The organism is Phocaeicola faecalis, assembly GCF_021730445.1.
In the GTDB taxonomy this organism is placed as follows: domain Bacteria; phylum Bacteroidota; class Bacteroidia; order Bacteroidales; family Bacteroidaceae; genus Phocaeicola; species Phocaeicola faecalis.
Genome location: NZ_JADNRM010000011.1, coordinates 39,413 through 65,381 on the forward strand (window position 1 = coordinate 39,413; position 25,969 = coordinate 65,381).

Sequence of the window (25,969 nt, forward strand, 5' to 3'; positions counted from 1 at the left end):
ACAACTGTAAATTATGGGCTTTTTTAAATCTTTATTCGGTGGGAACAATACCCCTGAAACGGAAAAAGAGAAAAACGATAAAAAGAATTTTGAGATTTTAAAATACGACGGCATCCGCGCTCAGCGCATGGGCAAATTGCCCTACGCCATCAAATGTTTTGAAGAAGCAGTTGCCATCAATGACGAGATGGAAACGCTCACCTTCCTTGCCAATGCATACATCCAGGCCAACCGCCTGGATGATGCACGCATCACCTTCGACCGCATGGCAGAAAAAGACCCTGAACAAGTCAGCACCTTTCTGTCGCTGGCCGGTATCTGCTTCATGCAAGAAGACTATGAAACCATGAACGATGCCTGCCAAAAGGCACTCGCCTTAGACGACAAGAATCCTCTCACCTATTATCTCACTGCCAAAGCAGCGGTGGGAATGAAAGAAGAAATCAATGCCATTGCCATGCTGACCAAAGCGATAGTCTTAAAAGAAGACTATACGGAAGCATACCAATTGCGCGCTGAAGTATTATGGGGCATGAAGCAAGCAAAAGATGCGGCAGAGGACATTCAGAAATTACTGAGCCTCAACCCCGAAGACGAACAGGCCCTGTTGTTGAAAGGCGAAATACTGGCAGCAACCGGTGAAGAGGAACAGGCAGAGGAATGTTTCAATCAAGTATTGTCGCTCAATCCTTTTAATGAAAAGGCATATCTGCTGTCGGGAGAGCTTTTCCTGACAAAGAAAGACTTCGACAAAGCCATCGGAGTGTATGATGAAGCCATCGAAATCAATCCCAACTTTGCACAAGCCTATCATGAGAGAGGCCGCATCAAGTTGTTGAAAGGCGACAAGGACGGTTCTGTGGAAGATATGAAAAAAGCCATGGAACTGGCTCCCGAAACCGAAGAAAACATCAGCGGACAATATAACAATTACGAGAACATGACAAAGAACGTTCCCTTCTGATGAGATAAACATTATGCTCTGTTTTATTGTTTATCTACGAGAGATATACAATAAAACATGAGCGTAAAAGAACAATACTGGAAATATTCCCTTATCACCATCATACTGGGCTTAGGGCTTTTGCTCTTTCTGAAAATGACTCCTTTTATGGGAGGAATATTAGGAGCATGTACCATCTACATCATGGTCAGAGGACAGATGCTCTATCTTACTCAAAAGAAAAAAATAAGGAAAAGCATCACTGCCATTATCCTGTTGATAGAAGCAATACTCTGCTTCCTGGTTCCTCTCTCATTGGCTGTGTGGCTCCTTATCAACAAGTTGCAGACCGTCAATGTAGACACCACCGCTTTTGTCAACACAGTCACCAACCTTGCCGACTGGATTCGCCAGAAAACAGAATATGACTTGCTGAGCAAAGAAAACATCAGCTCGATAGCCTCCATACTTCCCGGCATCGGCCAATTCCTGATGGGCGGTATCAGCAGTTTTGCCGTCAATCTCTTCGTATTGGTTTTTGTACTCTACTTCATGCTGATTGGAGGAACAAAAATGGAACAATATATTTATGAGCTTCTCCCCTTCAGTGACAGCAACAAGAAGCATGTAATGAACGAAATCAACATGATTGTTCGGGCAAATGCGATAGGCATTCCATTATTGGCAATCATTCAAGGAGCAATCGCTACGTTGGGCTACTATCTGTTTGATGCCCCCAGTGCATTGCTTTTCGGTTTCCTTACCTGCTTTGCCACCGTTATTCCTATTGTGGGAACAGCCCTGGTATGGTTTCCTTTAGCTGCTTACATGGCCATATCGGGTGATTGGCCTCATGCCGTCGGGTTACTGCTGTACTGCGGATTGATAGTGACCAACATCGACAATCTTATCCGCTTTATCCTTCAAAAGAAGATGGCAGACACCCATCCTCTCATCACTATCTTCGGAGTTGTCATCGGGCTGTCATTATTTGGATTCATGGGAGTGATATTCGGTCCGCTACTGATTTCCATCTTCATTCTATGCGTCAATATCTTTAAAGAGCAATACTTAAAATAGACAACTATCGGAAAAACAGTCATTTTATCTCCCTGCCATCATAAACAATATTCATGGAGGGCTACGGGCTTCTTTTCCGATAAACTGTCCCTTCCCCCTACTTACCGCAGACAAAGGGAAGACTAAGGCATTCCATGCCGTCAGCTAAGGTCTTTTAAGCGGAAGATTAGTACAGACTTCGGCAGCGGACCGTACAGTCCATTACAGCAGACCGTACAGTCCACTGCAGCAGACCGTACGGTCCATTGCCGAAGTCTGTAATAGTCTGACCTACAAAAACACTTAACCAACAGGACGGAAAGGCTTAATCCGACGCACATCGGGACTAACCTCCGGAACAAATACAAACAGGACGTAAAACATAGCCGGATTTCTTTTTATTTTTGTAAAACTCAAGGCTATAAGCAAAATAATAACTATTTTTGCGCATTCAATTGAACAAAACATTTAACTCATGAGTAATCAACGATACATGCAGCGCGGCGTGTCCGCATCCAAGGAAGATGTACACAACGCCATTAAGAACATTGACAAAGGTATTTTTCCACAAGCTTTCTGTAAGATTATCCCTGATATTCTGGGTGGTGACCCCGAATATTGTAACATTATGCACGCCGACGGTGCAGGGACAAAATCATCATTAGCCTATCTCTATTGGAAAGAGACCGGTGACCTGAGTGTGTGGAAAGGCATTGCGCAAGATGCACTGATTATGAATATCGACGACCTGCTTTGTGTGGGTGCTGTCGACAACATTTTGGTTTCATCCACCATCGGACGCAACAAACTGCTCGTTCCCGGAGAAGTCATTTCTGCTATCATCAACGGAACAGACGAACTGCTTGCCGAACTTCGTGAAATGGGAGTAGGCGTATATGCCACCGGTGGCGAAACAGCCGACGTAGGTGACTTGGTCCGCACCATCATCGTAGATTCTACCGTAACTTGCCGCATGAAGCGCGCAGACGTTATCAATAATGCCAATATCCGTCCGGGTGACGTCATTGTCGGCCTGGCTTCTTACGGACAGGCAACTTACGAAAAAGAATATAACGGCGGTATGGGAAGCAACGGTTTGACCAGTGCCCGCCATGATGTATTCTCTAAATATCTGGCAGAGAAATACCCCGAAAGTTATGATAAGGCCGTTCCCGAAGAGTTAGTTTATAGCGGAAACTTGAAACTGACAGACAAAGTGGAAGGCAGCCCGCTGGATGCAGGCAAACTGGTATTATCGGCTACGCGTACATACGCTCCGGTAGTGAAGAAGTTGCTAGATGCGCTTCGTCCCGAAATTCACGGTATGGTTCACTGTTCAGGTGGCGCACAGACCAAGATTCTGCACTTTGTAGACAACGTCCGAGTGGTGAAAGACAACCTGTTCCCTGTTCCTCCGTTGTTCAAGACCATCAAAGAGCAAAGCGGTACGGATTGGGAAGAAATGTACAAGGTATTCAATATGGGGCACCGTCTGGAAGTCTACTTGTCACCGGAGCACGCTGAAGAAGTGATTGCTATCAGCAAGTCGTTCAATATCGATGCACAAATTGTAGGACACATTGAAGAAAGTGACAAGAAGGAACTGATTATCAAGAGTGAATTTGGAGAATTCAAATACTAACCAATATGAACAGACGAGTTTTCCTCATACAGATATTGTTATCTCTTATTCTACTCATCGGGCTTTGTCTCATATTCAAAATGCCTTCAGGTAGTATAATTGGAACAGTTATCGGTTACTTAGTAGGTGGAAGCGTCGTTGCTGTGATTAATAATAAGAACAAGAAGAAGTAGTAGTAACTCAGTGAATGGCAGAAAATACATTATTAGATAAGTTAGAAGGGCTGGTAGCCCGGTTTGAAGAAGTTTCCACCCTCATCACCGACCCGAATGTGATTGCGGACCAAAAGCGTTATGTCAAACTCACCAAGGAATACAAGGATATGAGCGACATTATGAAGGCCCGCAAAGAATATATACAATGCCTGAACGGACTGGAAGAGGCAAAGCAGATAATGACAACCGAATCTGACCCCGAAATGAAGGAAATGGCACGCGAAGAGGCAAATGCCTGCGAAGCGCGTATTCCCGAATTGGAAGAAGAAATAAAGCTGCTGCTCGTTCCCGCCGACCCGCAGGACGACCGTAATGCCATCCTCGAAATACGTGGCGGTACCGGAGGCGATGAAGCAGCCATCTTTGCCGGCGACCTGTTTCGTATGTATTCCAAATATTGCGAAACGAAAGGCTGGAAACTGGAAGTTTCCAGTGCCAACGAAGGTGCTGCCGGAGGATTCAAGGAAATTATCTGTTATGTGACTGGTGATAAAGTATATGGTACGTTGAAATACGAATCAGGAGTTCACCGTGTGCAACGTGTTCCGGCTACCGAAACCCAGGGGCGTGTGCATACCTCGGCCGCTTCTGTTGCCGTATTGCCGGAAGCCGAACCGTTTGATGTGGAAATTAATGAAGGTGAAATCAAATGGGATACCTTCCGAAGCGGTGGTGCCGGCGGACAGAACGTCAACAAGGTGGAATCGGGAGTACGTCTTCGCTACAATTGGAAGAACCCGAACACGGGCGTAGTGGAGGAAATCCTGATTGAATGTACCGAGACCCGCGACCAGCCGAAAAACAAAGAACGCGCCCTTTCGCGCCTGCGTACCTTTATATATGACAAGGAACACCAAAAGTATATCGATGATATTGCCAGCAAGCGTAAGACGATGGTATCTACCGGAGACCGTTCGGCAAAGATTCGTACCTACAACTATCCGCAGGGACGCATCACCGACCACCGTATCAATTACACCATCTACAATCTGGCTGCTTTCATGGACGGCGACATTCAGGACTGCATCGACCATCTGATAGTGGCTGAAAATGCAGAGCGATTGAAAGAGAGTGAATTATAATAATATCAAGCTAAATAGCATAACTATGAACAAGCAACAATTATTTGAGAACATCAAAAAGAAGAAATCATTCCTCTGTGTAGGATTGGATACAGACATAAAGAAAATCCCCGAACATCTGTTGAAGGAAGAAGACCCTATCTTTGCTTTCAACAAGGCTATTATCGATGCAACAGCTCCTTATTGTATTGCATACAAGCCCAACCTGGCTTTCTATGAGAGCATGGGCGTGAAGGGATGGATTGCTTTTGAAAAAACAGTGAACTACATCAAGGAAAACTATCCTGACCAATTCATCATTGCCGATGCCAAACGTGGCGACATTGGCAATACCTCGGCCATGTATGCCCGCACTTTCTTTGAAGAATTGAACATCGATTCTGTCACTGTAGCTCCATATATGGGTGAAGACAGCGTTACTCCGTTCCTCACTTACGAAGGCAAATGGGTTATTTTGCTGGCCTTGACCAGCAATAAAGGTTCGCACGACTTCCAACTGACGGCAGATGCCGACGGCGAGCGTCTGTTTGAAAAGGTTTTGCGCACCTCACAGAATTGGGCAAACGATGAAAACATGATGTATGTAGTAGGTGCAACCCAAGGACGTGCATTCGAAGATATCCGTAAGATTGTTCCCAACCACTTCCTGCTGGTACCGGGCATAGGTGCACAAGGCGGTTCATTGGAGGAAGTTTGCAAATATGGCATGAACAACACTTGCGGACTGATTGTCAACTCCAGCCGCGCCATTATCTATGCCGATAAAACTGAAAACTTCGCTAACGTAGCCGGACAAGAAGCCAAGAAAGTTCAGGCACAAATGGAAGAACAGTTGAAAGCAATTCTTTAATGAGTGAAAGAAAAATCATAAACGACCCCGTCTTCGGGTTTATCAATATCCCGAAGGGGTTGTTATATAATATTGTATGCCACCCGTTGCTGCAACGCCTCACACGCATCAAGCAACTGGGCTTATCTTCTGCTGTGTATCCGGGAGCGCAACATACCCGGTTTCAGCACTCGCTGGGAGCCTTCTATTTGATGAGTGAAGCCATCAATCACCTGACAGCCAAAGGTAATTTCATTTTTGACAGTGAAGCGGAAGCTGTTCAGGCAGCTATTTTGCTTCATGATATCGGACATGGGCCTTTTTCGCATGTTCTGGAGAACACATTGGTCACAGGCGTCTCTCATGAAGAAATTTCACTGATGCTGATGGAGCGCATCAACAAAGACCTGAAAGGGCAGCTCAATCTTGCTATCCAAATCTTTAAAGATGAGTATCCCAAAAAGTTTCTTCACCAATTAGTCAGCGGACAACTGGATATGGACCGGTTGGACTATCTGCGCCGTGACAGTTTTTACACCGGCGTAACGGAAGGCAATATCGGTTCGGCACGTATCATCAAGATGCTGGACGTAAAAGACGATCATCTGGTGGTCGAATCGAAAGGAATCTACTCCATAGAGAACTTTCTGACATCCCGCCGCCTGATGTATTGGCAAGTCTACCTGCATAAAACATCTGTAGCCAGTGAAAAGATGCTCATCAGCACCTTGCTCCGCGCCAAAGAATTAGCTTCAAAAGGCATTAATCTCTTTGCTTCTCCGGCATTGAAGTTCTTTTTATACCATTCCATTGGCAAAGAAGAATTTTATAATGATTCTAATTGTCTAGAATATTTTATTCAATTGGATGACAATGATATATGGACTGCACTGAAAGTATGGAGCAGCCACAGCGATATCATACTCTCTACTTTGAGCCGCGGACTCATCAACCGCCGTCTCTTTAAAGTAGAAGTCACCTCTTCCCCCATCTCGAAAGAGAGAAAGGAAGAACTGCTTTCAATGATATGTAACCAACTAGGTATCAACAAGAAAGAAGCAAATTATTTTCTATCAATATCCAGTATAGAGAATGACATGTACAAAAAGGAAGATGACAGCATTGACATCATCTACAACGATGGAAGCACCAAGGACATTGCCGAAGCTTCGGATATGCTGAATATCTCTCTACTCTCTCGGAAAGTCAAGAAATATTATGCATGTTACCTGCGTCCGGAAGAAGGCGGGCATTAAATAATTAGTGAATTGTACGGATATATCAAAAAAAAATGCGTAATTTGCATAATTAATAGTGCAGTTACACAGATATGTAACGCGCAAGTAATAAAACAGAAACATTTAGAACATAAAGAATTAAAACAGTATTATGGAGTTCTCAGCTAAACAAATTGCGGAATACATCCAGGGAATTATTGTTGGTGACGAAAACGCAACTGTGCATACTTTTGCTAAAATAGAAGAAGGAATGCCGGGTGCACTTTCATTTCTTTCAAATCCGAAGTATACTCATTACATTTATGATACGCAGTCTACCATTGTGTTGGTTAACAAAGACTTCGTCCCCGAGCAGGAAGTTAAAGCAACCCTTATCAAAGTGGACAATGCATACGAGAGTCTGGCAAAGCTGCTGACACTTTATGAAATGAGCAAACCTAAAAAAACCGGCATTGACCCGCTGGCATACATTGCCCCTACCTCCAAAATAGGAAAAGATGTATATATCGCCCCATTCGCTTGTGTAGCCGATGGTGCTGAGATTGGTGACAATACTTCACTCCACCCGCATGCTACTGTAGGCAGCCATGCGAAAGTGGGCAGTAACTGTACATTATATCCTCATGCAACTGTATACCATGACTGTCGTGTCGGCAATAACTGTACATTGCACGCCGGTTGTGTGATTGGTGCTGACGGTTTCGGCTTTGCCCCTTCATCCGAAGGATATGAAAAGATTCCTCAAATCGGAATAGCAATTATAGAAGATGATGTGGAAATCGGTGCCAATACGTGTGTAGACCGTGCTACAATGGGAGCAACAGTGATACACAAAGGCGTGAAGCTTGATAACCTTATCCAAATAGCCCACAATGTAGAAGTAGGAAGTCACACAGTGATGGCTTCGCAAGTGGGAATCGCCGGCTCTACCAAAGTGGGCGAATGGTGTATGTTCGGCGGACAAGTAGGTTTGGCCGGCCATATCAAAGTGGGTGATAAAGTAGGAATCGGTGCACAGGCAGGCGTTCCCGGTAATATCAAATCCAATGAAAAGGTAATGGGTACTCCGGCCATCGATGCCAAGAACTTTATGAAGTCATCGGCCGTCTATAAGAAGCTTCCCGAAATGTATGCAGCACTGAACAGCATGCAGAAAGAAATAGAAGAATTAAAAAAACAACTAAATAAATAACCCCATGTTGAAACAGAAGACATTAAGAGGCAGTTTCTCACTAAACGGAAAAGGCCTGCATACCGGAGTAAACTTGACGGTGACATTTAATCCTGCACCGGACAACCACGGGTATAAAATTCAACGTATTGACCTTGAAGGACAACCAATAATTGATGCAGTGGCAGAAAATGTAGGTGATACCACCCGCGGAACTGTACTGATAAAGAACGGCATAAAAGTAAGTACTGTCGAACATGCATTGGCGGCACTTTATGCGGCAGGCATTGACAACTGCCTCATCCAGGTGAACGGACCTGAGTTCCCGATATTGGACGGTAGCGCCAAACAATATGTGGAGTGCATCCAACGTGTGGGCATCGAAGAGCAAAACGCCGTTAAGGATTATTATATCATTAAATCGAAAATAGAATTCAGAGACGAGACTTCCGGTTCTTCCATCATTGTTTTACCGGATGAAAACTTCAGTGTCAACGCCCTGATTTCTTATGATTCCAAAATCCTGTCCAATCAGTTTGCCACTTTGGAGGATATGTCCAAATTCCCCACCGAAGTAGCTTCTGCACGTACATTCGTTTTTGTGCGCGAGATTGAACCACTATTGGGAGCAGGCCTGATTAAAGGCGGCGATTTGGACAATGCCATTGTCATCTACGAAAAAGAAATGAGCCAGGACAATTATGACAAACTGGCTGACGTAATGGGTGTTCCCCACATGGATGCCACTCAATTAGGTTATATCAACCACATTCCTTTGGTATGGGACAACGAACCGGCACGTCATAAATTGCTGGATATCATTGGCGACCTTGCCCTCATAGGCAAACCCATCAAGGGACGCATCATCGCAACACGTCCGGGACACACCATCAATAATAAATTTGCACGCCAAATACGCAAAGAAATTAAATTGCACGAAATTCAGGCTCCCAGCTATAATTGTAACGAAGCCCCTATCATGGATGTCAACCGCATCCGCGAATTACTTCCACACCGCTATCCGTTCCAACTGGTAGACAAAGTGATTGCCATTGGTGCCAACTATATTGTAGGTGTGAAAAACGTCACTGCCAACGAACCGTTCTTCCAAGGACATTTCCCTCAAGAACCCGTTATGCCGGGTGTACTTCAGATTGAAGCAATGGCACAATGTGGCGGACTGCTTGTACTGAACTCGGTAGACGAACCGGAAAGATACTCCACCTACTTCCTGAAAATAGACGGTGTGAAGTTCCGTCAGAAAGTAGTGCCGGGAGATACCCTGATATTCCGTGTAGAACTGTTGGCACCTATCCGCCGCGGCGTTTCTACAATGAAAGGATATGTATTCGTAGGTGAGAAAGTAGTGTGCGAAGCAGAATTCATGGCACAAATAGTAAAAAACAAATAAGATAAGAAATGATCAGTCCACTAGCATATATACATCCCGAAGCAAAGATTGGTGAAAACGTAGAAATCGGTCCCTTCGTATTTATCGATAAGAATGTGGAAATCGGTGACAACAACACCATCATGCCCAATGCCACTATCTTGTATGGTTCACGCATCGGCAATGGAAACACCATCTTTCCGGGAGCAGTCATAGGCGCTATACCCCAAGATTTGAAATTCCGCGGTGAAGATACGACTGCAGAGATTGGTGACAACAACACTATCCGCGAGAACGTAACCATCAACCGTGGCACCGCAGCCAAAGGCAGAACAGTGGTGGGCAGCAATAACCTGCTGATGGAAGGTGTACATGTGGCACACGATGCATGGGTGGGAAACGGTTGTATCATCGGAAATTCCACTAAGATGGCAGGCGAGATTATCATTGACGACAACGCCATTATCAGCGCTGCCGTGTTGATGCACCAGTTCTGTCGTGTGGGCGGATATGTAATGATTCAGGGAGGATCGCGATTCAGCAAAGACATTCCTCCTTATATCATTGCCGGACGCGAACCGATTGCTTATGCAGGAATTAATATTGTAGGGCTACGCCGCCGCGGATTCTCAAATGAACTGATTGAGAACATACACAATGCCTATCGCATTATCTATCAAAGTGGTATGAACGTGACAGACGCATTGGCAGAAGTGCGAAAAGAAGTTCCTATGAGCCCGGAAATAGAATATATCATTTCTTTCATAGAAAATTCTCAAAGAGGTATCATCAGATAACAAAGTTTTTTATAACTTTACTGCACGAAAAACAAGTTATATAGTATATGGTATATAGATTTACACTCATCTCTGATGAAGTCGATGATTTTATAAGAGAAATAAAGATAGATTCCGAAGCTACTTTCCATGACTTCCACGAAGCCATCCTGAAAGCGGCAGGATATAAGAATGACCAATTAACCTCATTCTTCATCTGTGATGACGACTGGGAAAAAGAACAGGAAATCACACTGGAAGATATGGGTACCAGCTCGGATGAAGACAGTTACATCATGAAGGAAACCAAGTTAAGCGACCTGTTGGAAGACGAAAAGCAGAAATTGCTTTATGTATTCGACCCCTTGGCTGAACGTGTATTCTTTATTGAGTTGTCTGAAATCATAACCGGTAAAGACCTTGACAAAGCCGTTTGCTCACGCAAAGCGGGAGATGCTCCTAAACAGACTCTTGATTTTGACGAAATGATGGCAAACAATGGCGGGAACCTTGACCTGGACGAGAACTTCTATGGCGACCAGGATTTTGACATGGAAGACTTCGACCCCGAAGGATTTGATATGGGAAGCGGCAGTGCTGCTGCCGACCCTTACGAGCAAGATAACTATTAATCTGAATTGTAGGGGCGACTGATGCAGTTGCCCCTTTTATTTTTAAGCCTGATGTCTCACACCCTTATCGTCCTCATTGGCCCTACCGGTGTAGGAAAGACAGAACTAAGTCTTTCCATTGCCGAACATTTCCAAACCTCTATTATTTCGGCAGATTCCCGCCAACTCTATAAAGATTTGAAAATAGGCACTGCCGCCCCTACTCCCGAGCAATTGTCACGCGTGCCTCATTTATTTGTCGGCACTCTGGGACTGACTGATTATTACAGTGCCGCACAATATGAGGCTGATGTATTGAATCAGTTGGAACACTTATTCCAAACACACGATACTGTTGTACTCACCGGAGGTTCCATGATGTATGTGGATGCCATTTGCAAAGGTATCGACGACATTCCCACCGTTGACAAGGAAACCAGAGAGTTGATGCTCCGACGCTATGAAGAAGACGGATTGGACAAGCTCTGTGCCGAACTGAAGTTGCTTGACCCTGAATATTACAAAATAGTAGATTTAAAGAATCCCAAACGGGTAATCCATGCACTGGAAATCTGCTACATGACCGGCAAGACTTACACTTCATTCCGCACCCGCAACTGCAAAGAACGCCCTTTCCACATTGTGAAAATAGGACTGACACGCGACCGTGAAGAGCTATACAGCCGCATAAACCATCGTGTAGATATTATGATGCAAGAGGGATTACTGGAAGAAGCACGCAGTGTCTATCCCTACAAAGAGTTGAACTCGCTGAATACAGTGGGATACAAAGAAATATTCAAATATCTGGATGGTGAATGGACGCTCGACTTTGCCATTGAGAAAATAAAGCAAAACTCACGCATCTATTCCCGCAAACAAATGACCTGGTTTAAACGGGATATGGATATCACCTGGTTTCATCCCGACCAACAAGAAGAGATAATGGAACATATTAAAAAACAACTATCATGAAAAAACTGCTTACCTTATTATTAATGTGCATGATGCTCATCCCGGCATCGGGCAAAGAATCGCAAAAATGCTGGCATCAGAATAAATACTCCATGTTTATCCATTTCGGACTTTATTCCGAACTGGGCGGTGTATGGGAAGGCAAGCCTGTCACTCGCGGATACAGTGAACAGATACAGTCTTTTGCCGGCATCTTCAGTGACTGGTATGGAGATACGGCACTCCGTTTCAACCCTACCCTCTTTCATGCTGACTCCATCGTTGCCTTGGCTAAAAAAGCCGGAATGCGTTCCATCGTCTTCACAACCAAACATCATGACGGCTTCTGTATGTTTAAGACGGCAACTACCGACTATAACTCTTACGATGCCACTCCCGGCAAACGCGATTTCGTAAAAGAACTGGCAGAAGCCTGCAAACGCGGAGGCATCAATTTCGGCATGTATTTCTCTTTGATTGATTGGCATTTTCCACAAGCCTATCCCATTTCCAGCCATAACTGTGACTTTATTACCCCGCAACACCATGAGTTTACGAAACAACAGGTTACGGAACTGCTCACCAATTATGGACCTATCTCCGAACTTTGGTTTGATATGGGTTCCAATACCCCCCAACAAAGTCAGGAACTTTATGAACTGGTTCACAAACTGCAACCAGACTGTATGGTAAGCGGACGTCTTGGAAATGACCGTTATGACTTTGCAGTCATGGCTGACAATGCCTATCCCGAAGGAGCTCTACAGACTGCATGGCAGTCGGCTGCTTCCATGTTCAACGAAACATGGAGCTACCGTTCATGGCAGGAAAGAGGAGATGTACATACTAAAGCAATGGAGAAATTACGCAGCCTTATCAATGTCGTTTCGCACGGAGGTAACTTCCTGCTCAATATCGGACCTAAAGGCGACGGCTCCGTTGTTCCTTTCGAAAAAGAAGTGTTGGAGAGAATCGGTGCTTGGCTGGAAAAACACGGAGAAGCCATTTATGGCACAGATGCTTCTCCATTCCGTGAACAGTATGAATGGGGAGCTATCACTCGAAAAGAAAATAAACTCTATCTGATTTTGTCAGGAAAATATCCTCTACACGGCGAAATTATCCTGAATACTCCGGGCTTCAAGCTGAAAGAGGCAAAAGGCAACTTCACCCATATCAGCCAAAAGAAAGGGAATCTGCATATCACTGTGCCCCAAACGGCGTATAACAATACTGATATAGAAGTTCTTTCTTTAGACATGGACGTGACAGCACCTATTGCCACCACACATGAATATGTACCTAATTACAGTTACTCTTGTTTCGATTATTACAGCAACTATCGCAGCACTGTAAGCTATGAATGGGAAATTCCCAATCGCAATACCCAACTGGAGTTGACTTATACACCGCAGGAAGTCGGCAAAGAACTTGTCATTACAAACCCGACCGGAAATGAACAAAGAGTAATACTAAACGGAGCAAAGGCCAGCCCTCTGAAAGTAAACCCTAAAACCAAATGGGGAAAGCGCTATCTCTGCGGACCGGGCAGCAGTCTGTTCGATGCCCCTTCCAATATCCATGTCAGTCTCGATAAAGCTCCTATAAGGAACGGACAGTGGAAAGAAATGAGCGAAGAAAAGATGATGTTCCCTGCCAATATCCTTGAGACTTACTTTGTATTGCAAGAAGTCGAATCGCCGGTTGCACAAGATGTATTAGTGGATGTAGGCGCCGGAAACGGCATCGAGGTTTATCTAAACGGCCGTTCTGTTATGAAGCATTTAAACCCATACCGTTGCAAATTCCGTGAAGAAAAGGTATTATTGCATCTACAAAAAGGGGTGAATCAAATTGTCTTACGCTTATACAACAGATTTGAAAAGGAAACAGGATACCTGCTCCGTCCTTCGGAAGAGCAAGTCGTTTACAAACAACGCTATATATATACTGTGCCCGATAAAGACAAAAAGCAATCTGCTATCAAGTTACAGGTTAAACAAAATAATCTGCCAACCCAACATACCGATACGGAATTGCATAATCTCACTATCAGAATAAAACAATAGGTATATACTAAGACAACAGTATCCTTAAATCCGGCATACAACAGCCCGATTTAAGGATACTTTATATTATAGCTCGATTCAAATCCCCCCATTGCAAAGAAAGCAGCTTTCACATAGAATCCCCATGAACAGGAGATTTCAGTACTCGTTACGTGTGAAAGGAAATCATTACCAAGTTGAATGGCATGTGAAAAACGAAGCTGTCAGGACTTTCCGGTCCTATAATTCATAATTACTCCAATCAACACCTGGATGGAGAGTACGAGCAAACCTACATTAAAAAAAATATTCCGCCACTCGCTCTTCGTTATAAATTGCTTGTAAAGCGGTTTAATGACAGGCGCATCCGAATGCTGCACTTTACAACGCGATTTATCAATTGCCTTTTTATAATCCTCCACATCGAAAGTGCACCATTCATAGCATACCAAAGAATCCTGCTTATCATGCTTTACAGAAGCAACCCATGCCTTTACTTCTCTTTCTGTATATTTATGTGTAGGCAATGAATCCTCAAAAGCCGGTGATACCGAATACCAATACTGCTTCTTCTCTGTCCGATAGGAATGCCGTGATATACGTCTGGTATGTTCACGCCAAATGCTGACAGTGCTTCTCCTCTTATAATCCACTTCCAAATGATTGAAAGTAAAATATAGAGGCTTATTCTTTTCCTTATATAAATCTGTTATTGAAGCATAACGGACTATATCATCGGCAGAATGGAACAGCCAGTTTTGCAAAGGCACATTGAATGCGACAGAAGCCACAACCGTCCACAAAAGCAATAGCCCCATCCGGCTTCCCCTGAAACGAACAGCGACAACAATAAAAGATACCAACGGAGCAAAAGAGTAACAGAGTATCTGCATCCAATTGGTGGTATATCCACGAAAGATATAAGTAAAGATTAATCCCAACAAGGAAGGAATAATCAGTATCAACAATAACTTTGCTATCCGGTTGTGTCTCATCATAAAGTCTTTTATTACTTAGCTGCAATCGTATCTTTCTTTATATCTATTTTCTTGGGAGCGAAAAAGAAGTCATCAGGCGCTCCATTCTTAAAGAAATCTTCTTCCTTTATCTTCTGCACTCTTTTCTCGGCCATTTGATACGTAGTAGTAGCCGATTCAATGAGTTTTCCTTCTTCATCATAAGGGAAACGTTGATTCTTGGGAGTCAAAGACATAAACTTTTCATAGAAATGCACGGCATTCTCATAATCTTTATTGGAATCATAAGCCCTAGCTATACTAAAGAACAGTTTATAGTCTTTATTCAATTTATACAATTGATTCATGGCTTCTATCTTCTTATAAGTCTCACCGGCATAACCATAACATTCTGCCAAACCTTTATAGAGACGTTCCAGTATACTGTCATTGGGGGTGGCTATCTCTACAGCCTTTTCCATAAACTCAACACCTTCTTTCTTCCATGAAGTGCGTGAACAGGATTTTGCATAATAATATAATACATTAATATCGGTAGGGTTTTTCGCATACGCTTCCTTCAAATTATCATAGGAACCATAAAACCAATTGTCCCCATAATAAGATATCCCTAAATAATAAGAGGTAAGAAAGCTGCGGTCGCCCATCCGCTTCAAACTTTCATAACGCTCGATAGCCGTCTTATAATCTTTCAACATACAATAAGCCTTGGCGTTCTGGCGGTTGACATCCACACTTGTCGTATCGGTCAGCCGATAACGCTCCGTCACGTCAACGGCATCTGCAAATTGCTGGTTATTATTAAAGATATTGGCTATGCGAGCAACGGTCTGGGCATCCAGAGAATCCCGACGATAGGCAATATTATAACTGAAAAAAGCATTGGATATATCCTGCATTCCCTCATAAGCCTGCCCCAAGTACTTATATCCGGTGGCAGAAACCGTATCTTGTTCCAGCCATCCATGACAAGCCTCGCGCGCCTCTTCAAAGTCCTCGGCATTCAATAAGGAACGTATATATTGCAAACGGAAGAACTTATTCTCCGGGCGCAAACTCACCGCCTTCTGATAATAATTGGCCGCCTGACGCGGCCTACCCATTAATTTGTAACACTCAGCCAGGTCTATTAATACTTTTGTATCCGCACTATCCTTCACAATAAGAGAAGTCAAACCGACAATGGCTTCCGGATAACGATTCATGGCCTTCAACGCCTGTATCCTAGTCGATAACAATAATGAATCCTTTGTGTCGGGGGCTATCAGATGGATTACCTTATCATAATCAAACTCTTCCATAGCCAAACTAATTTCATCGTGTGCCTGAGCAACAACTGTCACCGACACCAGACATAGCATGAATGTTACCAATGTTCTCATCATATTATATTCTATCGTTTTGTAATAATCGCCAAAACATCGCCCTTTCCCTTTCGGCATAAAGAGCGATTGCTTTATTATCCTTCAGCACAATGGCAGTCTCAATCTCTGCCATTGCGCATTCGGATTTTCCACTCCATCTTCTATAATCAATAAAAATTAGTTAGATTTGGATTCATCCTCTTTCTTCTTTTCTTCTACCCACAACTTAAATTTAACAGGAACACTAAACTGCGTGCGGACAGTAACGCCTCTTTGCTTTCCCGGATTCCATTTGGGCATCAACTTAATGACTCTCAAAGCCTCTTTATCCAAGTAAGGGTCTACACCTTTTATGACTTTCGGATTAGAGATGCTTCCATCTTTCTCGACTATAAACTGAACCGATACTATTCCTTGAACACCGTTTTCCTGAGATATAGCCGGATATTTTAGATGCTTAGACAAGAACTTGAGGCATTCAGGCATACCGCCACCGGGAAATGAAGGCATTTCTTCCACAATCTGAAAAACTTGGCTGTCATCGGAAGATGCATGCGCTTTAGCTTCTTGTTTTACAACCGTTTTAGTGCTATGAGAAGACATAGAATCGGATTTATCATCTTTCATTACAACTACAATATTCTGTTCTTTCTCATCGCCAGCAACCTTAACTTCCACCGTTTTATAGCCGATAAAAGAGACTTGTAATACATCGCCTGCCTTCGCCGTAATATTAAAACGACCTTCTTCATCGGTAACAGTACCCATAGTAGACCCTTTAATAAGCACATTGGCACCTATTATTCCACTACTATGCTCTTCATCAAGCACACGTCCTTTCACTTTTATTCCGTCTTCCGACAGAATTTCTGCACTTTTAACCTCTTCGGCTTTCACAATTGCAGTCAAATCATTAACTTTGACGGCAGAAATCTCATCTAATTCTGTTGAGACTTCGGGGCGGGCAAAAGCAGTTATTGCAATAGCTGCCAACGGAAGTACATAAAGATACTTCAAACGTGCCCATGGACTTGATTTTTCTTTTAACATCATAGTAATACGTTTTTTAAGTGAACTGTGATTAAAGCTGTTGGCCATAGAGTAGAGCCTTGTGCCAACGGCTTTTTTAATTAATAATAACTGGTATCTTTTCGCATCAATACCTTGATTGATTACGCATGCGTCTGCTTCATATTCATGAATATTCTGTAATTCCTGTTTCAATAGCCAAGAAGCCGGATTAAACCATTGGAAAAAGATACATATATCCGCCACCAATAAATCAATGGAATGATGTTTGCGGATATGAGCCACTTCATGAGTTAAAATCTCCGCACCATTTTCCAATAAATCCGTCTCGGAAAGCACCACAAACTTCATCCAACTAAAAGGAGCTATGTTCTTTTGATGAGCAATGATAGTAATCCCATTTTCCCGACTGACTATCCGGCTGTCCCTAATCAAATGCAACATACGGAACAATGCCCAAAGAGTACGGATAAAAAAGAAAACCATGCCCGACAAATAAACCAATAAAAGCATTTCCCTCCATGTAAAATCAGGCACCAACATTGCATTTCCAACTTCTTCTACCGGACTTACCGTCGACAAGAATTCTTCCAAGGTAAGAAATTGTTGATGCATCTCAGTCGGCTCCTTCACTGTCATCTTCATGAACGGCACCATGCAGGACAAAAGCAAGATGCCAAGCAATGCAAATCTGTTGAAACGATGGAACGTTTCCTTGCTAAGCAACAGGCGATAAAATAAATAAAATACCGCCAGGCAGACTGATGATTTAAGTATATAAACGAAAAATGCTCCCATAGTTACTGTCCGTTGATTTATTTATTGGCATTCTCAACCTCGCGAATCAACTGTTTCAATTCCTCCACCGAAATGTCTTCTTCCTTTACAAGTGACGATACGGCTCCCAGATATGAATTGTTAAAGTACTTACTGATTACTCCTTTCAATGTTTTCTTTTTAAAATCATCCCGACTCACCACTGCATAATATTGATAAGTATTTCCAAACACCTCATGATGCAGGAAACCTTTTTCCTCCAATCCGCGTACTATCGTAGAAAGTGTATTGAAATGAGGACGCGGTTCATCATAGAACTCAAGCAATTGCTTCACAAACAAAGGACCTTTCTCCCAGAAATACCCCATGATTTCCTCTTCTTTTGCAGTCAACGTTTTCATAAGCTTCTGTTGTTTACCGCAAATAAACTAAAAGTTTTAGTTACTGAACTAATATTCATAGTTAAAGTAAACTAAAAGCCATAGTTTTTATTCTTCCCGCACAAATTCTATCGGGCCCTCCCAGTCCGAAGGAAGTACTTCCACTTCTATCACATTGCTTCCATTACGAAGTGCATCAGTGATATCCACTTCATAAGGAGCAGTCCACACCGTACCACAATTGATGCTATTGATACGGACAGTTGCCATATCATTCACTTTTCCCAATCTGACCATGATACGTCCTTCCCGGGGAGTCCTCCACATGAAAAGTCCTTTATAGAAAGAACGGCCAAAATAATTCTTTATCTGTTTATTCTCCTCCCGATTCCTGTCAAAAAGAACAGGACGAGTAATACGTTTATATATTTCTGAGAGATTGACCGTCCATTCGTTTATTTTCAGTGCAATCGGCATTGTCAAAGTTGGCTCCACAGCCTCAACCCCGGAATCTTCTTTCGGAAACACCACAAAGACGGAACCATAAGCAGGTAAAGACAAAGTCACTTCCGTATGACCTTCCACCCCTTTCCAATTAGCAGAACGAAATATCGTTCCTGTAACCGCATTCCATAATTCAGGCATACGGTGACTAATGGGAAAAGACACCGTAACCGTACGCATACTGTCTGCCTGACTAGCCAAGAAATAAACGTCCGTTTCTTCATCCTTACGATGTGTCCAAAGTATATCAGAGGAAATAGTGTCGTCAATAAATAATAGAGAATCATTCACCTGACGTCCATACTGCAACAAACTTCGACACCGGGAAGCATAAGCAAGGAATGGTTTGCTTTCTTCCCACCAATTCCGATTATAATTGGACACAATACGGAGACTGTCCATCCAAGCGTCATTTATTCTCTCATTTGCAATTGTATCAGAAAGACTCTGTCCTTCTGCTTCAGCGTTTAACGAAGTTTCCGCAGCTACTTCACTCACACCATTATCTATACAAAAGAAAAGCCTATCATCACCGGCAACAAAGTTGCGGTCAAGTAAAGGTTTCAACATAGCCGGACTTTCTTTCCAAGTTCCGTCAATCTTAACCAGCCCATTGTTACGAGGTACACCCTCTCCTATTATCCGACAATCGTACTGACGAAAACAATCAGCGGAAACCGTACTGAATACATCAGTCAATAATTCATTGACAGTCAATTGCACATCCCGAACGATGCTTTCCACCCGACCGGTACTTTCCATCGGAACTCCTGCCAATACAGGAAGATAGGGAATCAAATCATAACCACGCCGTTTTTCAAACTCAGCAGGAAAATTCTTTGTCCAGTTTTGATTCTCCGCAGTCCAATGATTCATATAAACATACTTCAACATACGCCGAGCCAGTTCAGTATCTGCCTTTCTATATACGTGAGCAAACCAATCCGTCCATAGTTTGTATACCGTTTCGGCACTCAGCTTATCACATTTCAGTCCTTGCACTTGTCCGGCAACACTATCAGCAGGAGCAATAGCTGTATGCCCCATGCGCAATATACGCCATTTCCCTTCAGGCAACCGGGCGGTAATACGTCCCTGATACACAGGCAACTGTATGGATTGCTCCAGCCCTACAAAGTTTTCTTTTTGTGAAGTGGCCTCCCCGGAAGCTGATAAGAGGCCGACATTATCGGAGCCCGCAGGAAATGCATAAGCTGATATATCTTCATAATATCCTTTATAAGTATCGGGTTGAGGCAAGGAAAGATTGCGCAAAGTTCCTCCGTCTACAATTGTATCACTCCACACCAACCTCTGCATAGCTTCCGAAGGAGTAATCCGTATATCATCCGGCAGCAAACCATGGTCACTCATCTGCATTCCCAAGTCCAACCCAAGCCGGTCGGCCTCCTTCATTGCAAAATTAAGCACACGCCAATATCCCGGTTCCCGATAAGCGTCGACAGCCAAAATACAACACCCACCAAAACCAACTTTGCGCATCGTGTCCAACTTATCTCTCACCGACTGAAAAGTGATATCTTTATTATCCCAACTCCAAACAGCCCACGGACAATCTGCCACAGATGGAGAAAGAAAACTTCTCTGCCGGTCATTGGGAACGGCAGCTAATGAATACTCCAGCATCAATAAAGAAAACAAAAGCAAATATTTTATCTTCATAACCATGTGAATTGTATCCTTGATTACAATTTAAAAAGTAATATATATCCAAGATATAAAAATAAAGACGACCCGCCAAAGATTGGCGGCAGATGAAATAAACTTTAACTAAAGTGAACTTTCAAGGCACAAAAAGCCAGAAGAGGTTTTCCCAAAACAGTAGTAACAGTTTATGAAAACAATGGTAACAACTTTCCCAAACAATGGGCATCGTTTAGGGGTAACTCCCCTATTGGGCATCAGGCATGATGTTCTTAACAGAGCCGAGTGCCATTTTCCCTCTCCATCATTAGATTTTAAAGGCTCATTTGTCGCATAAAGAATAAATCGCTATTTATTATCAAATGATTATCAGCCATTTATATTTTCTTCTTTTTCTGACGGATTAATTTGTGAATCAAAAACACTCTAGTATCTTTGCATGGACAAACCAAGATAATAACACCCATCAAAAGTATAAATAAATGAAAACATACATCTTATCCGCTTTTCTGCTCGGTATATGTTTCACCGCATGTACCACCGGCCAGCCCAAAGACTACCCTTCGTTTAGTCTGGAAGATATATCTGCCATTAAGCCCGACGCTGAATATCCGTTAGACTCGCTTGTGACGGATATGGAAGTGATTCCTTTAGAAACAACGGATGATTGCCTGATTGATGGAGTAGGAATCGTCCAAGAATCCAAAGACTACTATTTCATCTTTTCGCCTAAAAAGGAATCCCTGCTGAAATTTGACAAGAAAGGCAAGTTTATCAGTAAAATAAGCAGTTACGGCCAAGGGCCGAAAGAATTTATTGACATAAAGCAGATGGAGCTGGACAACGACCGGCAAGAACTGTATATCATGGACTATATGGGACGCAAAATGAAAATATTCGATTTTGACGGCAATTTTCTCCGCGACTTTCCCCTCCCGGAAGACTATAGTTTTACCAATTTTCACCTGTCTCCTACAGAACAAGCCGTGTATTATGTATCAAGCAATAACGCTGTCACTCCGGATTTATTGAAATATGACATAAAAAGCGGGACTAGCCAAGTGTTGTCCAAGCATGACAGAGAGATGGAGATAGGAGAAGCATTTTTAGGTTCTACCTATTTTACGGAAACCGATGCAGGTCTGTTTATGTATCATTATTACAATGACATGGTTTTCCTATTAAAAGACAACCAACTGGTACCAAACCATTTACTTGTGTTGGGAGACAGATGTATCCCTTGGGAAGACGTCGGCGCAAGCGCATTGACAAACCCCAAGCCCCAGGTGCTGAAAATCCAACTGAATGATTTGAAGAATATCAAAGACAAAATATGCCTGTTCTATACAGTCACCCGATATGACGGAAAATCAAGAAAAGACTTTATGGCGATGTATAACCCCGAAAAAGAAGGGATATACCCTCATGTCAATTTAGTAAGCAATCGCTTTCTCTCCATTAAAGACGCAGCCCCATTTACTAACGGCTACAATCGGGAATCCATTTTCCGTGTCATTTCACCCGAAAGTTTGGACGAAACGTTTCTTAACCGATACGGCATCACAGAAGACGACAATCCCGTTATTGTGAAATATCTGCTCAGATAACTGAATTTCAATATCCGGGCAAAAAACAAAACATGAGCACCTGCGTCTGAACTGTTATTTACATCTTGTCGACCATACTCCCGCTTTGGGGAGTATGGTCGACAGGAGATTCATACATCCCCATTAGACTTGGGAGGGCTCAGTTGTAATTCTTGGAGATTCAACCTCTACATACGTTTTAAACTCACTAAGTCGTTTCATTAGGCAGCCTAAGCGTTTTCGTCCTTTCGATTATGCCTGTCTGTCAGTCGAATTACTACAGTCTTCGGCAATGGACTGTATAGTCCGTTGCAGTGGACCGTACAGTCTGCTACAGTGGACCGTACAGTCCACTGCCGGAGTCTGTAGTAATCTTCCGTTCAAAAAGCCTTGGCTGACCCTATGAAACGGCTTACTCTTCCCTTTGTGATATGATATTTAAGCCCCCCAAGAATAATGACTGGCCTCGAATGTGTATATGTAAAAGGGAATTAAAAAATATTAAACTCCCAAGAATTACAACTGAACCCTTGGGAGCACATCATATTTGGAGTGTTCTATAGACCGAGCTTCCGAATAAAAAATCTTCCATGAATGGGTTTTGCCTGCCTCATGGAAGATGGAAGATAGAAGATATTTCTTCTTTTTAGAATTCGCTGGTAAAGTGGAATTTAATATGCTTAAAATCCATTTGAGCCATCTGAAGAACATAATTACTGTCGGCAAGAAAGACATCACGTCCGTCACGATCTTTGGCCATATACTGATACTTACGTTTTTTGAAAGCCTCCAACTCTTCGGCGTCATCGCTTTCTATCCAGCATGCTTTATAAAGACTGATGGGCTCCCAACGGCATTTTGCATTGTATTCATTTTCCAGACGATACTGAATTACTTCAAACTGCAACTGCCCTACCGTACCGATAATCTTACGTCCGTTGAACTGATTGACAAACAGCTGAGCCACACCTTCGTCCATTAATTGATCAATACCTTTTGCCAACTGCTTTTGTTTCATCGGATCAGCATTCTCGATATATTTGAACATTTCAGGAGAGAAACTGGGAATACCCCGGAAATGTAATTTCTCGCCTTCGGTCAATGTATCGCCAATCTTAAAGGTACCATTGTCTGGCAAACCAATGATATCGCCTGCCCATGCCTCATCGACAGTAGTCTTGCGCTGTGCCATGAACTGTGTCGGCGAAGAAAAGCGCATCGTCTTGTCATGCCGCACATGATAATAAGGTGTATTACGAGAGAACTTTCCCGAACACACTTTACAGAAAGCAATACAAGAACGATGATTAGGGTCAATATTGGCCGTGATTTTGAATACAAATCCGGTAAACTTTGATTCATCCGGCTCCACTTCACGTTCTTCCGTTTTGGTAGGGCGCGGACTTGGAGCAATCTCCACAAAACAGTCAAGCAACTCCTGCACACCAAAGTTATTCAATGCCGAGCCAAAGAACACCGGAGCCAACTCTCCTTTTAGATAGCTCTCTACCTTAAACTCGGGATAAACACCATCGATAAGCTCAAGCTCATTGCGGAGCTTCTCTGCCAAAGGGGATCCAATCTGATTGTCAAGTTCTTCGGTATTAATATCTACTTCCACCTTTTCCGTAACAACTTGTTTGGAAGGCTGGAAAAGATTCAGTTTTTGTTCATAAATATTATATACGCCTTTAAAACGAGGACCGCTTTCAATAGGCCATGTCAAAGGACGAACACTAATGGCAAGTTCTTCTTCCAACTCATCCAACAAATCGAACGGGTCTTTAGCTTCACGGTCCATCTTATTGACAAATATAATAACAGGAGTATTACGCATACGGCATACTTCCATCAGTTTACGCGTCTGCGTTTCCACACCTTTCGCACCGTCCACCACGATAATTACACTATCCACAGCCGTCAGAGTACGATAAGTATCTTCGGCAAAATCCTGGTGTCCCGGAGTATCGAGAATATTGATTTTATAATCATGATAATCAAACTCCATCACAGAAGTGGTAACAGAGATACCACGCTGTTTTTCAATATCCATCCAGTCGGATGTTGCAGTTTTCTTAATCTTATTGCTCTTTACGGCTCCGGCCACTTGAATCTGTCCACCGAAAAGCAACAACTTCTCTGTTAATGATGTTTTACCGGCATCCGGATGTGCGATAATCGCAAACGTTCGTCTTCTTTCTATTTCGTTGTTCATATATCATTATGCATTTAATTCCTTGATACACTGTTCCAGGCTCTCTTCCCAATGAGGTATCTCGATGCCATACGTGTGTTTTATCTTTGTCTTATCCAATACAGAGTAGTGAGGCCGGGGAGCTTTTGCCGGGTATTCATCTGTGTGCAAAGGATTTACCCTGCAATTGCCAATACCGGCTATACGGTGAATGGACTTGGTAAAATCATACCAGGAACAGACTCCTTCATTACTGAAATGATAGATGCCGGAAACGATGCCCTTACGGATAGCTGCAAAAATAGCAGACGCCAGGTCGCGAGCATAAGTCGGTGTGCCTATTTGGTCGAAAATGACTCCCAATGACTCCCTTTCCTTACCTAAACGAATCATGGTTTTCACAAAATTATTGCCAAATGTAGAGTATAGCCATGCCGTCCGAATAACCATCGCCCTACTGCAATATTCCAAAGCCTTCTTTTCACCGGCCAATTTAGTAATGCCATATACAGAATTAGGACAAGTCGGTTCGGTTTCTCTATAGGGCACATGATTGGTTCCGTCAAACACATAATCTGTAGAAATTTGAATGAATTCCGCCTGATTCTCCTCTGCTGCCTTTGCTAAATAACCGACTGCCTCACTATTTAGTTTGGCACATAACTCCTGATTATCTTCCGCCTTGTCCACGGCCGTATAAGCAGCACAATTCACAATGACATTGATAGCATTCTCCTTAACGAAAGCCATTACAGCTTCTTCATTACAAATATCCAGTTCGGCTACATCCGTAAAAAAGTAGTTATATTCTTTGTTTTCAAGCGAAAGCACACGCATTTCGTTTCCTAATTGGCCGTTAGCACCGGTCACCAATATATTCTTCATTTTCGTTTAAATTAATCTGTCACATCTTTAATAAGGGAAACACCCTACTGACAAGCAGGAGCAGTTGCGCTAGAATTCCAATTCTCCTTTTTTATCCTCTATATAATAGTTGGACAACATAGCAAGCAAACCGGAAATAGCCTGTTGTGCCTTCTTGGTTTCTTCACTGATTTCTTTCTTTTGCAACTTCAACAATAATATCCCATAAAGTGCCTCAAAACAGGTTTCCAGTTCGGGTTCCTCCTTATTGGCACCTTTGGCACGGAGTTCCACTATATAGGGCAACGCCTTATAATATGCCGCACTATAATAAGGGAACTTGGAAGAACGAAGCAACTGTAGATGCAAATCAGTCAACCAAGTAATAATATTCTTGTTTATCTGTAAATGACCTTTCTCCATCACATTTTCACGACGCATCATTTCAATCAGGTCTATATACCATTGTGTCAATTCTACTTTCTGCTCTTCCGTCAGAGGATAAGCTTCCACAATGTTTTTCTTTATCTTCTCTATATCACAGCCGTTGGCACGTATCATATCTTCCACTTGCCACATATATATAAGGTATTCGGCTATATTATTTTCTTTTAACTGTTTGGAGATAAACATTTCTTTATTTTTTAAGTTACAAATTGAAAATTATAAGG

Annotated in this window: 22 protein-coding genes; 14 read left to right on the forward strand and 8 right to left on the reverse strand. The window is 42.9% G+C overall.

The annotated features are described in order from the left end of the window. Window positions 1-13: 13 nt before the first annotated feature. The 13 genes from IR173_RS11550 to IR173_RS11610 all read left to right on the forward strand — a co-directional run bounded on the left by IR173_RS11550 (window position 14) and on the right by IR173_RS11610 (window position 13,979). Window positions 14-964 (forward strand): tetratricopeptide repeat protein, encoded by a 951-nt coding sequence (locus IR173_RS11550; protein ID WP_237039752.1) that lies wholly within the window; start codon window positions 14-16, stop codon window positions 962-964. Window positions 965-1,021: 57 nt separating this feature from the next. Further along, window positions 1,022-2,023 (forward strand): AI-2E family transporter, encoded by a 1,002-nt coding sequence (locus tag IR173_RS11555; protein WP_237039753.1) that lies wholly within the window; start codon window positions 1,022-1,024, stop codon window positions 2,021-2,023. A gap of 454 nt (window positions 2,024-2,477) precedes the next feature. Continuing rightward, window positions 2,478-3,644: an AIR synthase related protein gene (locus IR173_RS11560; protein ID WP_237039754.1), complete on the forward strand. Its 1,167-nt coding sequence runs from the start codon at window positions 2,478-2,480 to the stop codon at window positions 3,642-3,644. Between the two features lie 5 nt (window positions 3,645-3,649). Beyond that, window positions 3,650-3,817 carry a hypothetical protein gene (locus IR173_RS11565; RefSeq protein ID WP_237039755.1) on the forward strand — a complete coding sequence of 56 codons (168 nt, stop codon included), beginning with the start codon at window positions 3,650-3,652 and terminating at the stop codon, window positions 3,815-3,817. Between the two features lie 14 nt (window positions 3,818-3,831). After that, the gene (gene prfA / locus IR173_RS11570; protein ID WP_237039756.1) at window positions 3,832-4,941 is read left to right on the forward strand and encodes a peptide chain release factor 1; all 1,110 of its coding nucleotides are present in this window, start codon (window positions 3,832-3,834) and stop codon (window positions 4,939-4,941) included. 25 nt (window positions 4,942-4,966) lie between these two features. Continuing rightward, on the forward strand, window positions 4,967-5,791 hold the full coding sequence (gene pyrF, locus IR173_RS11575; RefSeq protein WP_237039757.1) for an orotidine-5'-phosphate decarboxylase: 825 nt from the start codon (window positions 4,967-4,969) through the stop codon (window positions 5,789-5,791). After that, on the forward strand, window positions 5,791-7,026 hold the full coding sequence (locus tag IR173_RS11580; RefSeq protein WP_237039758.1) for an HD domain-containing protein: 1,236 nt from the start codon (window positions 5,791-5,793) through the stop codon (window positions 7,024-7,026). The genes pyrF and IR173_RS11580 overlap by 1 nt, the downstream gene beginning before the upstream one ends. Before the next feature lie 133 nt (window positions 7,027-7,159). After that, a complete protein-coding gene (gene lpxD, locus IR173_RS11585; RefSeq protein WP_237039759.1) occupies window positions 7,160-8,200 on the forward strand; it encodes a UDP-3-O-(3-hydroxymyristoyl)glucosamine N-acyltransferase in 1,041 nt (346 codons plus the stop codon). A gap of 4 nt (window positions 8,201-8,204) precedes the next feature. Continuing rightward, a complete protein-coding gene (locus IR173_RS11590; RefSeq protein WP_237039760.1) occupies window positions 8,205-9,590 on the forward strand; it encodes a bifunctional UDP-3-O-[3-hydroxymyristoyl] N-acetylglucosamine deacetylase/3-hydroxyacyl-ACP dehydratase in 1,386 nt (461 codons plus the stop codon). A gap of 8 nt (window positions 9,591-9,598) precedes the next feature. Beyond that, window positions 9,599-10,366 carry an acyl-ACP--UDP-N-acetylglucosamine O-acyltransferase gene (gene lpxA / locus IR173_RS11595; RefSeq protein WP_237039761.1) on the forward strand — a complete coding sequence of 256 codons (768 nt, stop codon included), beginning with the start codon at window positions 9,599-9,601 and terminating at the stop codon, window positions 10,364-10,366. 47 nt (window positions 10,367-10,413) lie between these two features. After that, window positions 10,414-10,977, forward strand: a complete 564-nt coding sequence (locus IR173_RS11600; RefSeq protein WP_237039762.1) for a plasmid pRiA4b ORF-3 family protein — start codon at window positions 10,414-10,416, stop codon at window positions 10,975-10,977. Between the two features lie 48 nt (window positions 10,978-11,025). After that, window positions 11,026-11,931 carry a tRNA (adenosine(37)-N6)-dimethylallyltransferase MiaA gene (gene miaA / locus IR173_RS11605; protein WP_237039812.1) on the forward strand — a complete coding sequence of 302 codons (906 nt, stop codon included), beginning with the start codon at window positions 11,026-11,028 and terminating at the stop codon, window positions 11,929-11,931. Then, window positions 11,928-13,979 (forward strand): alpha-L-fucosidase, encoded by a 2,052-nt coding sequence (locus tag IR173_RS11610; protein ID WP_237039763.1) that lies wholly within the window; start codon window positions 11,928-11,930, stop codon window positions 13,977-13,979. The genes miaA and IR173_RS11610 overlap by 4 nt, the downstream gene beginning before the upstream one ends. Window positions 13,980-14,182: 203 nt before the next feature. Here the strand turns inward: IR173_RS11610 and IR173_RS11615 are convergent, their stop codons facing one another. The 5 genes from IR173_RS11615 to IR173_RS11635 form a co-directional block, all read right to left on the reverse strand. Continuing rightward, a complete protein-coding gene (locus IR173_RS11615) occupies window positions 14,183-14,956 on the reverse strand; it encodes a hypothetical protein (RefSeq protein WP_237039764.1) in 774 nt (257 codons plus the stop codon). A gap of 11 nt (window positions 14,957-14,967) precedes the next feature. After that, entirely contained in the window at window positions 14,968-16,317 is a 1,350-nt protein-coding gene (locus IR173_RS11620) for a tetratricopeptide repeat protein (protein ID WP_317207945.1), read from the reverse strand. Between the two features lie 159 nt (window positions 16,318-16,476). Continuing rightward, window positions 16,477-18,126, reverse strand: coding sequence for a M56 family metallopeptidase (locus IR173_RS11625; protein ID WP_237039766.1), 1,650 nt, complete (start codon window positions 18,124-18,126; stop codon window positions 16,477-16,479). A gap of 17 nt (window positions 18,127-18,143) precedes the next feature. Next, window positions 18,144-18,506 (reverse strand): BlaI/MecI/CopY family transcriptional regulator, encoded by a 363-nt coding sequence (locus IR173_RS11630; protein ID WP_237039767.1) that lies wholly within the window; start codon window positions 18,504-18,506, stop codon window positions 18,144-18,146. An 87-nt stretch (window positions 18,507-18,593) separates the two neighbouring features. Further along, the gene (locus IR173_RS11635; protein ID WP_237039768.1) at window positions 18,594-20,672 is read right to left on the reverse strand and encodes a glycosyl hydrolase; all 2,079 of its coding nucleotides are present in this window, start codon (window positions 20,670-20,672) and stop codon (window positions 18,594-18,596) included. 464 nt (window positions 20,673-21,136) lie between these two features. Between IR173_RS11635 and IR173_RS11640 the strand changes: the two genes are divergently transcribed. Next, window positions 21,137-22,261 carry a 6-bladed beta-propeller gene (locus IR173_RS11640; RefSeq protein WP_237039769.1) on the forward strand — a complete coding sequence of 375 codons (1,125 nt, stop codon included), beginning with the start codon at window positions 21,137-21,139 and terminating at the stop codon, window positions 22,259-22,261. A 625-nt stretch (window positions 22,262-22,886) separates the two neighbouring features. Here the strand turns inward: IR173_RS11640 and IR173_RS11645 are convergent. The 3 genes from IR173_RS11645 to IR173_RS11655 form a co-directional block, all read right to left on the reverse strand. Then, on the reverse strand, window positions 22,887-24,455 hold the full coding sequence (locus IR173_RS11645; protein WP_237039770.1) for a peptide chain release factor 3: 1,569 nt from the start codon (window positions 24,453-24,455) through the stop codon (window positions 22,887-22,889). A 6-nt stretch (window positions 24,456-24,461) separates the two neighbouring features. Then, window positions 24,462-25,319 carry a dTDP-4-dehydrorhamnose reductase gene (rfbD, locus tag IR173_RS11650; protein ID WP_237039771.1) on the reverse strand — a complete coding sequence of 286 codons (858 nt, stop codon included), beginning with the start codon at window positions 25,317-25,319 and terminating at the stop codon, window positions 24,462-24,464. A gap of 69 nt (window positions 25,320-25,388) precedes the next feature. Beyond that, window positions 25,389-25,931, reverse strand: a complete 543-nt coding sequence (locus IR173_RS11655) for a DUF4924 family protein (RefSeq protein WP_237039772.1) — start codon at window positions 25,929-25,931, stop codon at window positions 25,389-25,391. Window positions 25,932-25,969 lie beyond the last annotated feature (38 nt).

Excerpts from the sequence above, each read along its gene's own strand:
- IR173_RS11550 (WP_237039752.1), top strand. The coding sequence starts at position 14 with ATGGGCTTTTTTAAATCTTTATTCGGTGGGAACAATACCCCTGAAACG.
- IR173_RS11555 (WP_237039753.1), top strand. The coding sequence starts at position 1,022 with ATGAGCGTAAAAGAACAATACTGGAAATATTCCCTTATCACCATCATA.
- IR173_RS11560 (WP_237039754.1), top strand. The coding sequence starts at position 2,478 with ATGAGTAATCAACGATACATGCAGCGCGGCGTGTCCGCATCCAAGGAA.
- IR173_RS11565 (WP_237039755.1), top strand. The coding sequence starts at position 3,650 with ATGAACAGACGAGTTTTCCTCATACAGATATTGTTATCTCTTATTCTA.
- prfA (WP_237039756.1), top strand. The coding sequence starts at position 3,832 with ATGGCAGAAAATACATTATTAGATAAGTTAGAAGGGCTGGTAGCCCGG.
- pyrF (WP_237039757.1), top strand. The coding sequence starts at position 4,967 with ATGAACAAGCAACAATTATTTGAGAACATCAAAAAGAAGAAATCATTC.
- IR173_RS11580 (WP_237039758.1), top strand. The coding sequence starts at position 5,791 with ATGAGTGAAAGAAAAATCATAAACGACCCCGTCTTCGGGTTTATCAAT.
- lpxD (WP_237039759.1), top strand. The coding sequence starts at position 7,160 with ATGGAGTTCTCAGCTAAACAAATTGCGGAATACATCCAGGGAATTATT.
- IR173_RS11590 (WP_237039760.1), top strand. The coding sequence starts at position 8,205 with ATGTTGAAACAGAAGACATTAAGAGGCAGTTTCTCACTAAACGGAAAA.
- lpxA (WP_237039761.1), top strand. The coding sequence starts at position 9,599 with ATGATCAGTCCACTAGCATATATACATCCCGAAGCAAAGATTGGTGAA.
- IR173_RS11600 (WP_237039762.1), top strand. The coding sequence starts at position 10,414 with ATGGTATATAGATTTACACTCATCTCTGATGAAGTCGATGATTTTATA.
- IR173_RS11610 (WP_237039763.1), top strand. The coding sequence starts at position 11,928 with ATGAAAAAACTGCTTACCTTATTATTAATGTGCATGATGCTCATCCCG.
- IR173_RS11615 (WP_237039764.1), bottom strand. The coding sequence starts at position 14,956 with ATGATGAGACACAACCGGATAGCAAAGTTATTGTTGATACTGATTATT.
- IR173_RS11620 (WP_317207945.1), bottom strand. The coding sequence starts at position 16,317 with ATGAGAACATTGGTAACATTCATGCTATGTCTGGTGTCGGTGACAGTT.
- IR173_RS11625 (WP_237039766.1), bottom strand. The coding sequence starts at position 18,126 with ATGGGAGCATTTTTCGTTTATATACTTAAATCATCAGTCTGCCTGGCG.
- IR173_RS11630 (WP_237039767.1), bottom strand. The coding sequence starts at position 18,506 with ATGAAAACGTTGACTGCAAAAGAAGAGGAAATCATGGGGTATTTCTGG.
- IR173_RS11635 (WP_237039768.1), bottom strand. The coding sequence starts at position 20,672 with ATGAAGATAAAATATTTGCTTTTGTTTTCTTTATTGATGCTGGAGTAT.
- IR173_RS11640 (WP_237039769.1), top strand. The coding sequence starts at position 21,137 with ATGAAAACATACATCTTATCCGCTTTTCTGCTCGGTATATGTTTCACC.
- IR173_RS11645 (WP_237039770.1), bottom strand. The coding sequence starts at position 24,455 with ATGAACAACGAAATAGAAAGAAGACGAACGTTTGCGATTATCGCACAT.
- rfbD (WP_237039771.1), bottom strand. The coding sequence starts at position 25,319 with ATGAAGAATATATTGGTGACCGGTGCTAACGGCCAATTAGGAAACGAA.
- IR173_RS11655 (WP_237039772.1), bottom strand. The coding sequence starts at position 25,931 with ATGTTTATCTCCAAACAGTTAAAAGAAAATAATATAGCCGAATACCTT.